General features: G+C 65.2%; 12 protein-coding genes. 10 read left to right on the top strand and 2 right to left on the bottom strand.

Annotated elements, in window-relative coordinates; all coding sequences use genetic code 11:
• Positions 1-8: 8 nt before the first annotated feature.
• On the top strand, positions 9-833 hold the full coding sequence (locus tag ACZ5MJ_RS06150) for a competence/damage-inducible protein A (RefSeq protein WP_464222935.1): 825 nt from the start codon (positions 9-11) through the stop codon (positions 831-833).
• A 71-nt stretch (positions 834-904) separates the two neighbouring features.
• Here ACZ5MJ_RS06150 and ACZ5MJ_RS06155 read toward each other — a convergent pair whose 3' ends face one another.
• Positions 905-1,369: a rhodanese-like domain-containing protein gene (locus ACZ5MJ_RS06155; RefSeq protein ID WP_464222937.1), complete on the bottom strand. Its 465-nt coding sequence runs from the start codon at positions 1,367-1,369 to the stop codon at positions 905-907.
• A gap of 490 nt (positions 1,370-1,859) precedes the next feature.
• On the opposite strand from ACZ5MJ_RS06155, the gene ACZ5MJ_RS06160 reads away from it, so the two are divergent.
• The 4 genes from ACZ5MJ_RS06160 to ntrC all read left to right on the top strand — a co-directional run bounded on the left by ACZ5MJ_RS06160 (position 1,860) and on the right by ntrC (position 6,790).
• Complete coding sequence (locus ACZ5MJ_RS06160; RefSeq protein ID WP_432257456.1) at positions 1,860-3,275, top strand: 3-hydroxylaminophenol mutase; 1,416 nt, start codon at positions 1,860-1,862, stop codon at positions 3,273-3,275.
• Between the two features lie 141 nt (positions 3,276-3,416).
• On the top strand, positions 3,417-3,989 hold the full coding sequence (locus ACZ5MJ_RS06165) for a DUF4124 domain-containing protein (protein ID WP_464222940.1): 573 nt from the start codon (positions 3,417-3,419) through the stop codon (positions 3,987-3,989).
• A 4-nt stretch (positions 3,990-3,993) separates the two neighbouring features.
• Positions 3,994-5,157, top strand: a complete 1,164-nt coding sequence (gene glnL, locus ACZ5MJ_RS06170) for a nitrogen regulation protein NR(II) (protein ID WP_464222941.1) — start codon at positions 3,994-3,996, stop codon at positions 5,155-5,157.
• Between the two features lie 85 nt (positions 5,158-5,242).
• Entirely contained in the window at positions 5,243-6,790 is a 1,548-nt protein-coding gene (gene ntrC, locus ACZ5MJ_RS06175; protein ID WP_464222943.1) for a nitrogen regulation protein NR(I), read from the top strand.
• Between the two features lie 77 nt (positions 6,791-6,867).
• Here ntrC and ACZ5MJ_RS06180 read toward each other — a convergent pair whose 3' ends face one another.
• The gene (locus ACZ5MJ_RS06180; protein ID WP_464223666.1) at positions 6,868-7,659 is read right to left on the bottom strand and encodes an HAD-IIB family hydrolase; all 792 of its coding nucleotides are present in this window, start codon (positions 7,657-7,659) and stop codon (positions 6,868-6,870) included.
• 204 nt (positions 7,660-7,863) lie between these two features.
• On the opposite strand from ACZ5MJ_RS06180, the gene ugpB reads away from it, so the two are divergent.
• The 5 genes from ugpB to ugpQ all read left to right on the top strand — a co-directional run bounded on the left by ugpB (position 7,864) and on the right by ugpQ (position 12,901).
• Positions 7,864-9,150 carry a sn-glycerol-3-phosphate ABC transporter substrate-binding protein UgpB gene (ugpB, locus tag ACZ5MJ_RS06185; protein WP_464223667.1) on the top strand — a complete coding sequence of 429 codons (1,287 nt, stop codon included), beginning with the start codon at positions 7,864-7,866 and terminating at the stop codon, positions 9,148-9,150.
• A 96-nt stretch (positions 9,151-9,246) separates the two neighbouring features.
• Complete coding sequence (ugpA, locus tag ACZ5MJ_RS06190; protein ID WP_464222945.1) at positions 9,247-10,128, top strand: sn-glycerol-3-phosphate ABC transporter permease UgpA; 882 nt, start codon at positions 9,247-9,249, stop codon at positions 10,126-10,128.
• 11 nt (positions 10,129-10,139) lie between these two features.
• Positions 10,140-10,988, top strand: coding sequence for a sn-glycerol-3-phosphate ABC transporter permease UgpE (gene ugpE / locus ACZ5MJ_RS06195; protein ID WP_464222947.1), 849 nt, complete (start codon positions 10,140-10,142; stop codon positions 10,986-10,988).
• A gap of 39 nt (positions 10,989-11,027) precedes the next feature.
• Entirely contained in the window at positions 11,028-12,128 is a 1,101-nt protein-coding gene (locus tag ACZ5MJ_RS06200) for a sn-glycerol-3-phosphate import ATP-binding protein UgpC (RefSeq protein ID WP_464222949.1), read from the top strand.
• A 2-nt stretch (positions 12,129-12,130) separates the two neighbouring features.
• Positions 12,131-12,901: a glycerophosphodiester phosphodiesterase gene (gene ugpQ / locus ACZ5MJ_RS06205; protein ID WP_464222951.1), complete on the top strand. Its 771-nt coding sequence runs from the start codon at positions 12,131-12,133 to the stop codon at positions 12,899-12,901.
• Positions 12,902-12,912 lie beyond the last annotated feature (11 nt).

Consider the following 12,912-nt stretch of genomic DNA (forward strand, 5'->3'; position numbering starts at 1 on the left):
AGGGCAATATGGGTTTTGGCCTGATCGTCATTGGCGACGAGATCCTGTCGGGACGGCGTGAAGACAAGCATCTGCGCCGCACCATCGAACTGCTGGGGGTGCGCGGCCTGGCGCTGGACTGGGCCGAGTACGTCGGCGACGACCGCGCCCGCATCACCGCCACGCTGCGCCGCACGCTGGCTGGCCCCGACGTGGTGTTCTGCACCGGCGGCATCGGCGCCACGCCGGATGACCACACCCGCCAGTGCGCGGCCGCGGCGCTGGGCGTGCCGCTGGTGCTGCATCCCGAGGCGCGCGAACTGATCGCGCTGCGCATTGCCGAGACCGCCGGCGGCGACCCGGTCAAGGGCGACCTGAACCTGCCCGAGAACCAGCACCGCTTCAAGATGGGCGAGTTCCCCGAGGGCGCGCGCATCATTCCCAACAGCTACAACCGCATCCCGGGTTTTTCGGTCGGCCACCACCACTTCATGCCGGGCTTTCCGGTGATGGCGTGGCCGATGATGGAATGGGTGCTGGACCGCGACTATGCGCACCTGTTCCACCAGGTGCAGCAGCAGGAGCGGGCCTTCTACGTGTTCGAGGCGCCGGAGTCCACGCTGACGCCGCTGATGGAGAAGGTCGAGGCGGCGCACCCCGGCATCCGCGTGTTCAGCCTGCCGTCGGTCGGCGACGTGCAGCGCGGCGACCGCTTCGCGCGCCGCCATATCGACCTGGGCGTCAAGGGGCCGGCCGACCTGCTGGCGCCGGCCTATGCGATGCTGCTCGAAGGCGTGCAGGCGATGGGGTTCGAGACTGTGGAGCAGCCACCGCGCGCAGCGGCGCAAGCGTAAGCACCAGGGGTCGCAGGAAAGAAGAAGGGGCAGCCATGGCTGCCCCTTCCTTTATTCAGGCCCGACCGGGATCAGGCCCCGTGCCACGGCAGGCCGCGCACACACCAGCCCTCCACGGTCTTGCGGTGGTGGTGGTCGTCGCGGTTGCCCTCGAAGCCTTCCAGCACGTCCATGGCGAAGTGGTAGCCGGCTTCGGTAGCGATGCGCGCGGCGTGCTTGGAGCGCGCCGCGCTGCGGCACAGGAACAGCACCGGCACGTCGGCCGGCACGCGTGCCTTCAGTTCTTCGACAAAGCGGGCGTTCTGCGCGCCGCCCGGGTAGGACATCCATTCGACATGGGCGAACTGCGCGTCGGGCACGTCGACGCCGCCCACCCAGTCCAGCTCGGCCTGCGTGCGTACGTCGACCAGTACGGCCGACGGGTCGTCCTGCAGCAGCGCATAGGCTTCCTGCGGCGACAGCGCGCCGAAATACGGGAGCTGGTTCTGTTGCTGGCGCTGGCGGGCGGCCTGGAGGAGATCTTCTCGGGTGGTCATCTGCGTGACAAATTTGAGGAATGGAATAAGGACGGCGACGCCGTAACCCATTATTCTATAGCGCCGGCATGGTTCGAAGCCGGATAGCCAGGCGCCGGCGCAAATTGCTTGCCCTGGCCGCCCGGTGGATGACTCGTTTTGGTGCGTCTGCACTATTAGTGTGCTGATGCTTGCTGTATGCACCATTGTGGTGTTTTATTGAGGGGCGATGCACCGGGATGTGTGTTATCGGTGCGCCACTCGGCCACGAAGCCGCCCGCGCTAAACCGGAGCCTGTCGCCGGTGCGGTGCGCGGTTCGACGACGTTGCACATTTTTCGAGCCATCGGCAGCAGAGGGCGTTTGCTTGGCACGCTTTCTGCTAACATTCCTCGTCCTTTCGTGGCTGGTCGGGACGGCGCGGCAAGGCATGCCTCCATGCCCGGGCGCCGGTGACGACAGGCCCAAGAATTGGCTTTCTCAGACTTCCGCCGAATATCCAGGAGATTGGCATGGCCCACAGCGTTGCAGACGTGATGAAGCTGGTGAAGGAAAACGACGTCAAGTTCGTCGATTTCCGTTTCACCGATACCAAAGGCAAGGAGCAACACGTGTCCGTGCCCGTGTCGCACTTCGATGAAGACAAGTTCGAAAGCGGCCACGCCTTCGACGGTTCGTCGATCGCCGGCTGGAAGGGTATCGAAGCTTCTGACATGCTGCTGATGCCGGATCCGAATACCGCCAACGTCGATCCGTTCTATGAAGAACCCACGCTGGTGCTGACTTGCGACGTAGTCGAGCCGTCGGACGGCAAGGGCTATGACCGCGACCCGCGCTCGATCGCCAAGCGCGCCGAAGCCTACCTGAAGAGCACCGGCCTGGGCGACACCGCCTTCTTCGGCCCGGAACCCGAGTTCTTCATCTTCGACGGCGTGACCTGGAACGTCGACATGCAAGGCTGCTTCGTGAAGATCCATTCCGAAGAAGCCCCGTGGTCGTCGGGCAAGGAATTCGAGCACGGCAACAGCGGCCACCGTCCGGGCAAGAAGGGCGGCTACTTCCCGGTTGCCCCGATCGACACTTTCCAGGACATGCGTTCGGAAATGTGCCTGATCCTGGAATCGCTGGGCATCCCTGTTGAAGTCCACCACCACGAAGTGGCTGGCCAGGGCCAGAACGAAATCGGCACCAAGTTCAGCACGCTGGTGCAGCGCGCCGACTGGACCCAGCTGCAGAAGTACGTGATCCAGAACGTCGCCCACACCTACGGCAAGACCGCCACGTTCATGCCGAAGCCGGTCGTTGGCGACAACGGTTCGGGCATGCACGTGCACCAGTCCGTGTGGAAGGACGGCCAGAACCTGTTCGCAGGCAACGGCTACGCCGGCCTGTCGGAATTCGCGCTGTACTACATCGGCGGCATCATCAAGCACGCCCGCGCCCTGAACGCCATCACCAACCCGGGCACGAACTCGTACAAGCGCCTGGTGCCGGGCTTCGAGGCTCCGGTGAAGCTGGCTTACTCGGCCCGCAACCGTTCGGCTTCGATCCGTATCCCGTACGTGGCCAACCCGAAGGGCCGCCGCATCGAGACCCGCTTCCCGGATCCGCTGATGAACCCGTACCTGGGCTTCTCGGCGCTGCTGATGGCCGGCCTGGACGGCGTGATGAACAAGATCCACCCGGGCGAAGCCGCCGACAAGAACCTGTATGACCTGCCGCCGGAAGAGGATGCAAAGATCCCGACCGTCTGCTCGAGCCTGGACCAGTCGCTGGAGTACCTGGACAACGACCGCGAGTTCCTGACCCGCGGCGGCGTGTTCTCGAACTCGATGATCGATGCCTACATCGAACTGAAGATGGAAGAAGTCACGCGTTTCCGCATGACCACGCACCCGGTCGAGTTCGAGATGTACTACTCGCTGTAAGCGGCGTTTGCCCGGCCATGACGCAGGTTGTGACCGGGCAACAGTTGCACCAGAAAGGGGCGGCTTCGGCTGCCCCTTTCTGCTTTGCTCGCTAGAATGGGGAATCGTGTCCCAACCCTGTTCAAACCTTACGCCATGTCCATGGACGCTTCTTCACGCTCGGCTCGCCGGATCCTGACCTTGCCCCGTTCTCTGCACCAAATTCGATTCGGATTCCCCGTTCTGGTGAGTGCCGTGGCGCTGACGCTGGGCGCATGGGCCGGGCAGTCGCGCGCGCAGTCCTCGGATGTCTATCTCTGCTCCGGGCCCAATGGCGTGCCGGAGTACCGCAACGGCAATGCCGGCAAGGGCTGCAAGAAGCTGAACCTGCCCGAGGTGGTGACGGTGCCGGGCGGGCGCATCGCCGCGCCTGCCAGGAGTGCCGGCGGCACCGCGGGCACTGCCGCCAGTACCAGCTTTCCGCGCGTGGACAGCGCCACCCAGAAGAGCCGCGACAGCGAGCGCCGTACCGTGCTGATGCAGGAGCTGGAGGCCGAAGAGGCCAAGCTGCAGGCGCTGCGTGCCGAGTACAACAACGGCCAGCCGGAGCGCCAGGGCAATGAGCGCAACTATCAGAAATACCTCGATCGCACGGCGGCGTTGCGCGACGATATCGCCCGCAGCGAGGCCAACGCGGCCTCTTTGCGGCGCGAGCTTGGCAATTTGAAGGACTAGTCTTATGCGTCGCCTGATTCGCGGAGTGTCACGCAAGGTCAGCGGTGCCGATGGCGCCCGCGCCGAATCGCCCGCGGCCGAAGGCAGCGCCCAGGTGCTGACCATGGGTGCGCTGGCGTTCCATGCCGGCCTGGACGTGGTGGCCAACCCGGTGCTGCTGGTGCGCCAGCCGGGACAGCGCGTGATCTATGCGAATCCGGCCGCCGAGGCCACCTTCGGCGTGTCGCGCAAGGGCATGGTGGAACTGACACTGCCGGACCTGTTCGGTCGTTCCGACGAGCTGCACGGCATGGTCGACACCGTGGTCACGCGGCAGTTCGACGTGCGGCGGCAGGACCTGATCCTGCACCCGCCGCTGCAGGAGCCGGTCCATGTGCACGTGGTGATCGCCGTGCTTGAGGCGGTGGCCGACACGGTGGTGGTCGAGATCCTGCCCAATGAGCAGAAGGTGCGCAGCGAGCGCGAAGAGCGCATCCTGGACCTGACCTCGGCCAACAAGGAGCTGATCCGCAACCTCGCCCACGAGATCAAGAACCCGCTGGGCGGCATCCGCGGCGCGGCGCAACTGCTTGAGTTCGAGCTGCCGGAGCGTTCGCTGCGCGAATACACGCAGGTCATCATCAAGGAGTCGGACCGGCTGCAGACGCTGGTGGACCGGCTGCTGGAGCCGCACCGGCATCCGCATATCGTGTCGAGCCTGAATATCCACGAGGTGCTGGAGCGCGTGCGCTCGGTGGTTCTGGCCGAGTTTCCCAACGGGCTGGAGATCGTGCGCGACTACGACGCCAGTCTGCCCGAGCTGCAGGGCGACAAGGAGCAGTTGATCCAGGCCGTGCTCAACATCGTGCACAACGCCGCGCAGGCGCTGGCCGACCGCATGGCGCGCGGCGATGCGCAGATCGTGCTGCGCACGCGTGTCGCGCGGCAGGTCACGATTGCCAAGCGCTTGTTCAAGCTGGCATTGGACTTGCATGTGATCGACAACGGCCCGGGAATCCCCGAAGACATCCGCGAACGCATCTTCTATCCGCTGGTATCGGGCAGGGATGGCGGCAGCGGACTCGGTCTCACACTCGCTCAAACCTTCGTGCAGCAGCACGAGGGCTTGATCGAATGCGAGAGCAGGCCGGGCTGTACCGACTTCCGCATCCTGCTGCCGCTGCACTAGCTTTTGCCGGCGTCCGCGAGCGCGTGCATTGCCGTGGCCGGGGCATGCGGAAGACCAAATGACACCGAGCAGACAAGCGACGCACATGAAGCCGATCTGGATAGTCGACGACGATCAATCAATCCGCTGGGTCCTGGAAAAGGCCCTGGCCCGTGAAAGCCTGCTCTCGCGCAGCTTCACCAATGTGCGGGACGCGCTGGCCGCGCTGGAAGACGACCAGCCGCAGGTGCTGATATCGGATATCCGCATGCCCGGCGGATCGGGCCTGGACCTGCTGCAGGCCATCAAGACGCGGCACCCGGGCCTGCCCGTCATCGTGATGACGGCATACTCGGACCTGGACAGCGCCGTGGCCGCGTTCCAGGGCGGCGCCTTCGAATACCTGGCCAAGCCCTTCGATGTCGACAAGGCGGTCGAGCTGATCCGCCGCGCACTGGAAGAAAGCCTGCGCGAGGAAGAACTGGAAGACCGCCTGGTCGACGCGCCCGAGATCCTCGGCCAGGCGCCGGCGATGCAGGACGTGTTCCGCGCCATCGGCCGGCTCTCGCAGTCCAACGTGACGGTGATGATCACCGGCGAGTCCGGCACCGGCAAGGAGCTGGTCGCGCGCGCGCTGCACAAGCACAGCCCGCGCGCCAACGGTCCCTTTATCGCGCTCAATACCGCGGCCATTCCCAAGGACCTGCTCGAATCCGAACTGTTCGGCCATGAGCGCGGCGCCTTCACCGGCGCGCAGACCATGCGGCGCGGGCGCTTCGAGCAGGCCGAGGGCGGCACGCTGTTCCTCGACGAAATCGGCGACATGCCGTTCGACCTGCAGACGCGCCTGTTGCGTGTGCTGTCGGATGGCAACTTCTATCGCGTCGGCGGCCATAATCCCTTGCGCGCCAATGTGCGCGTGATTGCCGCCACGCACCAGAACCTTGAGCTGCGCGTCAAGGAGGGCCTGTTCCGCGAGGACTTGTTCCACCGCCTGAACGTGATCCGGCTGCGCCTGCCGCCGCTGCGCGAACGCCCTGAGGACATCACGTTGCTGGCGCGTCATTTCCTGCAGAAGAGCGCCAAGGAACTGGGCGTCGAGCCCAAGCGCATGTCCGACGAGGCGCTGGCCTATGTCAGCACGCTGCCGTTCCCCGGCAACGTGCGCCAGTTGGAAAACCTGTGCAACTGGCTGACCGTGATGGCGCCGGCACAGACCATCGAGGTCAAGGACCTGCCGCGCGAGATGCTGGAGGCGGGTACCAGCGAACCGGTCAATGCGCCGCGGCCCGAGCGGGTTGCCGACGTGCGCGCCCCTGAGTATGAAAACGCACCTGACCTTGCCGACTACGGCGGGTATGCGGTGCCGGTGGCGGAAGGCGACACGGCCACCGCGGTGCGGCCGGCTTCCGTGGCCACGGTGGCTCCGGCGCCGGCGTCGGCCGGCTGGGAAACCCTGCTTGCCGGCGAGGCACGGGCCATGCTCGAATCCGGCCAGCCGGAAGTCATGGACGCGCTCACGCGCCGCTTCGAGAAGGCGGTGCTGGAAGCCGCGCTCGGGGTCACGCGCGGCCGCCGCGTCGAGGCCGCGACCCGGCTCGGGATCGGGCGCAACACCATCACCCGCAAGCTGCAGGAGCTGGGGTTCGACTGAGCCAGGGCAGGGCGGGGCGGGCGATCAAGCAAACCGGCCGGGATGTTCCCGGCCGGTTTTCTTTTTGCGTGGCGTATTCAGCCGCGCGCTTCGACCAGCCGCCGGGCCATCTCGGCAAAGCCCTCGCCGCCGGCGGCCGCGGTGATGTAAGCCGGCGGCACCGGCAGCCGGGGCAGGATATCCCGCACATTGGCCACCCCCACCGAGAGCGGAAAGTGGGCGAACATGCTGGCATCGTTGGCCGAATCGCCGATAAACAACCATTCATCGCGGCGCGCGTCCAGGTCTTCGCCCAGCAGTTCGGCCACGCACAGCTTGCTCATCGACAGCTTGTCATGCAGGCCGAACCAGCCGTTGACGTGGATCGAGCTGACCGTGGCGGTCATGCCGGCCTCGCGCATGATGGCCGCGATGCGGGCGACGGCGTCTTCGGGCAGGGGGGCAACGTCTTCGGCATGGTCGATGGCCAGGTCGGCGGCATGCCAGGCCTGGTCCGAAGCCAGCGCGCAGCCGGGCACCTCGCTCAGGATGCGTTGGCCGAGTGCATGGATGCGTTCCAGGTTGCGCGCGCGCGTCGGCGCATCGTCCAGGAAGCGTGTCTGCAGGCGGCCGTTGTGCAGGTGCGAGTAAAACGCACCGTTCTCGCCGATGATGGCGTCGACCGGCCACAGCCGGGTCAGGATCTCGGCCCAGGCGATGCAGCGGCCGGTGACCGGGATCACGTGCAGGCCGGCACGGCGCAGGCCGTCGAGCGCCAGGTAGGTCGAGGCCGGCAGCCGCCCGTCGGTGGTCAGGGTGCCGTCGATATCGGTCAGCACGCCACGAACACGGCGCAGGGCGGGCGCGGGAAGACTGGTGATGGCTTGCATGGCAAGCATTGTAGCGGCTCGATTGTCGCTATTGCACCGCAAGATGTGGTGTTCTGGAGGGTTTGCCCGGTTTGCTTGTGCGAATGAGAGGCGTAACATGCCGCTGTCACAAAAAGTGCATAGAGTCCGTTGCTTTTGTCCGATACACCGAAGCGCATAACCGGAGAATCTCTCATGATCACCAAGCGCACTGCATTGTCGTTGATGGCCTTTGCCCTGCTGGCCGGTACCGCCCCGGCATATGCCGCCGTCGAGATCCAGTGGTGGCACTCGATGGAAGGGGCGCTTAACGACAAGGTGAATGCCATCGCCGGCCAGTTCAACGCCAGCCAGTCCGACTACAAGATCGTGCCGGTCTACAAGGGGCAGTACGACGAATCCCTGGCTGCCGGGATTGCGGCATTCCGCTCGGGCAATGCGCCGGCGATCCTGCAGGTCTTCGAGGTGGGTACGGCCACCATGATGAACGCCAAGGGCGCCATCAAGCCGGTGGCGACGGTCATGAAGGAGGCTGGCGAGAAGTTCGACGCCAAGGCCTATATTCCTGCCGTGGCGGGTTACTACACGTCGAGCAAGGGCGAGATGATGTCGTTCCCGTTCAACAGCTCGACCACGGTGATGTACTACAACAAGGATGCCTTCAAGAAGGCGGGCCTGGATCCGAACAAGCCGCCGGTGACCTGGCAGGAAGTGGCAACCGACTCCGCCAAGCTGAAGGCAGCCGGCGTGTCGTGCGGCTACACCACGGACTGGCAGTCGTGGGTGCAGCTCGAGAGCTTCTCTGCCTGGCATAACGTGCTCTTCGCCACCGAGAACAACGGCTTCGGCGGACCGGGTGCGCGCCTCGCGTTCAATTCGCCGCTGCACGTCAAGCACATCGCCAACCTGCTCGACATGTCGCAGAAGGGCTACTTCGTCTATGGCGGCCGCAAGGACGAGCCCAAGGCCAAGTTCATCGCCGGCCAGTGCGCCATGCTGACGGGCTCGTCCGCGGCGCTTGCCAACATTCGCAAGAACGCGAAGTTCGATTTCACCGTGGCCCAGCTGCCGTACGAGCAGGGCGTGCCGGGGGCGCCGCAGAATACGATCATCGGCGGTGCCTCGCTGTGGGTGATGGGCGGGCGCAAGCCGGAGGAATACAAGGGCGTAGCCAAGTTCTTCAGTTTCCTGTCGCGCCCGGACGTCCAGGCCGACTGGCACCAGTCGACCGGCTACCTGCCGGTGACGCTGGCGGCTTACGAGCTGACCAAGAAGTCAGGTTTCTACGAGAAGAATCCGGGGGCCGACGTGGCAGTCAAGCAGATGATCGTCAAGACCACCGATAAATCGCGCGGCATTCGCCTGGGCAACTTCCCGCAGATCCGCAGCGTGATTGACGAGGAACTCGAGGCGGTCTGGTCGGGCAAGAAGCAGCCCAAGGAGGCACTGGACGCCGCCGTGGCGCGCGGCAACGAACTGCTGGAGCGATTCCAGAAGACCGTGCGCGAGTAATCTCTGTCAGGCGGGCGCATGGCTGAGAACCTGCTCGGCCTGCGCCCGATCTCTTGGGCGCGGCAGCGCTTTCGCTGTCGCGGCACTGGATGCGCTATGGAAAAACGGGTCGTATTCCGCTCCTCGTGGCTGCCATACCTGCTGGTCTTGCCGCAGATGGCCGTGACGTTGATTTTCTTCTTCCTGCCGGCGGCGCAGGCGCTGTATCAATCCATGTTTCAGCAGGATGCGTTCGGCATTGAACTGCAGTTTGTCGGGCTCGACAACTTCCGCACGCTGCTCGGCGACACCGAATACCTGAATTCGTTTCGGGTGACGGCGGTATTCGCGGTCGGCGTGACGTTGCTGGGCTTGTCGGTTTCGCTGCTGCTGGCTTACTTTGCCGATCGCGTGGTGCGCGGCGCAGCCGGCTACAAGCTTCTGCTTATCTGGCCCTATGCGGTGGCCCCGGCGGTGGCCGGCGTGCTCTGGATGTTCCTGTTCAATCCTACGCTGGGCGTGGTGTCCTATGCACTGCACGCGCTTGGCGTGAACTGGAACTTCCTGCTCGACAGTGCGCAGGCAATGACGCTGGTGGTGATCATCGCCGCATGGAAGCAGGTCAGCTACAATTTCCTGTTCTTCCTGGCCGGCCTGCAGAGCATTCCGAAATCGCTGATCGAAGCGGCGGCGATCGACGGTGCCGGGCCCTGGCGGCGGTTCTGGTCGATCGTGTTTCCGCTGCTGTCGCCGACCACCTTCTTCCTGATGGTGATCAATGTTGTCTATGCCTTCTTTGACACCTTTGCGATCATCGATGCGGTCACGCATGGCGGCCCCGTCAATGCGACCAATACCCTGGTCTACAAGGTCTACCACGACGGTTTCCGCGGGCTCGATATCGGCGGCTCGGCTGCGCAGTCAGTGGTGTTGATGGCAATCGTGATGGTGTTGACCGTGGTGCAGTTCCGGTACGTGGAACGCAAGGTCCAATATTGAAGGCGGGCAAGATGGTAGAGCGACGACCTTTCCTTGATGTGCTTTCCCACCTGGTGCTCCTGCTGGGCGTGGGGCTGGTGGCGTTTCCGGTCTATGTCACGTTCGTGGCGTCCACGCTGACCGCGGATGAGGTGCTGCAGGCCCCCATGACGCTGTTGCCCGGAAGCCACCTGCTTGAGAACTACCGGACCGTGCTGATCGATGGCGTTGGCAATGCCGCGTCGCCGGTCTCGACCATGATGAAGAACAGCCTGATCATGGCGCTGGGCATCGCGCTCGGGAAGATCGCCATTTCGATCATCTCGGCCTTTGCCATCGTCTACTTCAAGTTCCCGCTGCGCAAGACCTTCTTCTGGCTGATCTTCATCACGCTGATGCTGCCGGTGGAGGTGCGCATCCTGCCGACCTACAAGGTGGTGTCGGACCTGGGGCTGCTGGACAGCTACTTCGGCCTGACCGTTCCGATCATCGCGTCGGCGACGGCAACGTTCCTGTTCCGGCAGTTTTTCCTGACCATTCCCGACGAGCTGGCCGAGGCCGCGCGCATCGACGGCGCCGGGCCGCTGCGCTTCTTCCGGGACGTGGTGCTGCCGCTGTCGCGCACCAGCATCGCCGCGCTGTTCGTGATCCAGTTCATCTACGGCTGGAACCAGTACCTGTGGCCGCTGCTGATCACCACGCAGAAGTCGATGACGCCGGTGGTGGTGGGGGTGACGCAGATGATCTCGCGCTCGGGCGATGCCGCCACCGACTGGAACCTGGTGATGGCCACGGTGATGCTGGCGATGGTCCCGCCCGCGGTGGTGGTGCTGCTGATGCAGAAGTGGTTCGTCAAGGGCCTGGTCGAAACGGAAAAATAAGGCGTGGCGCGCCACCCGCGCGCACGCAGGACTACAGCAATGGCAAAACTGTCGCTACGCAACGTTCAGAAAACCTACGCCGGCAACGTCAAGGTCGTGCACGGCATCGACATGGAGATCGCCGACGGCGAGTTCATCGTCATCGTCGGGCCCTCGGGCTGCGGCAAGTCCACGCTGCTGCGCATGGTGGCCGGGCTGGAAACCATCACCGGCGGCGAGATCCATATCGGCGACAAGGTCGTCAACGGGCTGGAGCCGGCCGAGCGGGACATCGCCATGGTGTTCCAGAACTACGCGCTCTATCCGCATATGAGCGTGTACGACAACATGGCCTACGGCCTGAAGATCCGCGGCATGTCCAAGGCCGAGATCGCGCAGCGCGTGAATCATGCCGCCGGCATCCTGGAGCTGGCGCCGCTGCTGGACCGCAAGCCACGCCAGCTCTCCGGCGGGCAGCGCCAGCGCGTGGCCATGGGCCGCGCCATCGTGCGCGAGCCCGCGGTGTTCCTGTTCGACGAGCCGCTGTCCAACCTGGACGCCAAGCTGCGCGTGCAGATGCGGCTGGAGCTGAAGGAGCTGCACCGGCGCCTGGGCACCACCAGCCTGTACGTGACCCATGACCAGGTCGAAGCGATGACGCTGGCCGACCGCATGATGGTGCTCAACGCCGGGCAGGTGGAGCAGATCGGCACGCCGCTGGAGGTCTATTCGCGGCCGGCCAGTACGTTCGTGGCCGGCTTTATCGGCTCGCCGCCGATGAACCTGATCCCGGTGGCGCGCAATGCCGGCGGCAATACCAGCGCGCAGATGCGCGTGGTGGCGAAGGAAGGCGAGGCCGCCAACGCGACGCTGGGGCACCTGCCGATGGGACTGCACCTGCCGGAGCAGGCGCTGCTGGGACTACGCCCGGAGCATATCGAGCCGTGCGCCGCGCATGAGGCCATCGCCGAAGTCGATGTGCGCGTGGTCGAGGCGCTGGGCGCGGATTCCTTCGCCTATGGCTCGCTCGGCGGGCAGACGGTGGTGGTGCGGCTGGACAGCCATGCGCAGGTGCGCGCCGGCGACCGGCTGCCGGTGACGTCGTCGGCCGAGCATCTGCATTTCTTTGCGCCCGATACGGGCAAGCGCATCGAGGCCTGATCATGGCAGACGAACCGACAAGCTGGCCAGGCGCGGTGACCCCCGACAACTGGCCGTATCCGCGCCATATCGCGCACCGTGGCGCGGGCAAGCTGGCGCCGGAGAATACGCTGGCGGCCTTCCGCCTAGGCGCGTCCTTCGGCTACCGGATGTTCGAGTTCGACGTGAAGCTGACGGCGGACGGCAAGCCCGTGCTGATGCATGACGCCACGCTGGACCGCACCACCTCCGGCAACGGGCGCGTGGACAGCCTGACCCTGGGTGAAGTGGCGCTGCTGGATGCCGGCAGCTGGCACAGTCCAACCTTTGCCGGCGAGCCTGTGCCAACGCTGAGGGCGATCGCGCACTACACCTGCGCCAACGGGTATCGCATCAACATCGAGATCAAGCCCGTCCCCGGCCGGGAGACGCTGACCGGCGCGGCCGTGGCGCTGGACGCGCAGAGCCTCTGGCGCGGCGCGCCCGTGCCCCCGTTGCTGTCGTCGTTCTCCGAAGAGGCACTGGCGGCGGCGCGCCGGGTTGCGCCGGACCTGCCGCGGGCGCTGCTGCTCGACAAGCTCCCCGCGGACTGGCTGGAGCGGCTGCGCGAACTCGACTGCGTGGCGCTCGACGCCAACCACCGCGTACTCAATGCCAAGGTCATTGCCGACGCGCACGCCGCCGGCTTCCGGGTCCTCAGCTACACCGTCAACGACCCTGAGCGTGCCGCGCAATTGCTGGCCTGGGGCCTGGACGGCCTGATCACCGACGCGGTCGACCAGATTGCGCCGTGATTCATATTGTT

It is taken from the genome of Cupriavidus sp. LA-1 (assembly GCF_055385985.1).

What these genes read in the sequence shown, in the direction of transcription:
- ACZ5MJ_RS06180 (WP_464223666.1), bottom strand. Translation starts at nt 7,659, where the DNA reads ATGCAAGCCATCACCAGTCTTCCCGCGCCCGCCCTGCGCCGTGTTCGT.
- ACZ5MJ_RS06165 (WP_464222940.1), top strand. Translation starts at nt 3,417, where the DNA reads ATGGACGCTTCTTCACGCTCGGCTCGCCGGATCCTGACCTTGCCCCGT.
- ugpQ (WP_464222951.1), top strand. Translation starts at nt 12,131, where the DNA reads ATGGCAGACGAACCGACAAGCTGGCCAGGCGCGGTGACCCCCGACAAC.
- ACZ5MJ_RS06155 (WP_464222937.1), bottom strand. Translation starts at nt 1,369, where the DNA reads ATGACCACCCGAGAAGATCTCCTCCAGGCCGCCCGCCAGCGCCAGCAA.
- ugpB (WP_464223667.1), top strand. Translation starts at nt 7,864, where the DNA reads ATGGCCTTTGCCCTGCTGGCCGGTACCGCCCCGGCATATGCCGCCGTC.
- ACZ5MJ_RS06160 (WP_432257456.1), top strand. Translation starts at nt 1,860, where the DNA reads ATGGCCCACAGCGTTGCAGACGTGATGAAGCTGGTGAAGGAAAACGAC.
- ugpA (WP_464222945.1), top strand. Translation starts at nt 9,247, where the DNA reads ATGGAAAAACGGGTCGTATTCCGCTCCTCGTGGCTGCCATACCTGCTG.
- ACZ5MJ_RS06200 (WP_464222949.1), top strand. Translation starts at nt 11,028, where the DNA reads ATGGCAAAACTGTCGCTACGCAACGTTCAGAAAACCTACGCCGGCAAC.
- ntrC (WP_464222943.1), top strand. Translation starts at nt 5,243, where the DNA reads ATGAAGCCGATCTGGATAGTCGACGACGATCAATCAATCCGCTGGGTC.
- glnL (WP_464222941.1), top strand. Translation starts at nt 3,994, where the DNA reads ATGCGTCGCCTGATTCGCGGAGTGTCACGCAAGGTCAGCGGTGCCGAT.
- ACZ5MJ_RS06150 (WP_464222935.1), top strand. Translation starts at nt 9, where the DNA reads ATGGGTTTTGGCCTGATCGTCATTGGCGACGAGATCCTGTCGGGACGG.
- ugpE (WP_464222947.1), top strand. Translation starts at nt 10,140, where the DNA reads ATGGTAGAGCGACGACCTTTCCTTGATGTGCTTTCCCACCTGGTGCTC.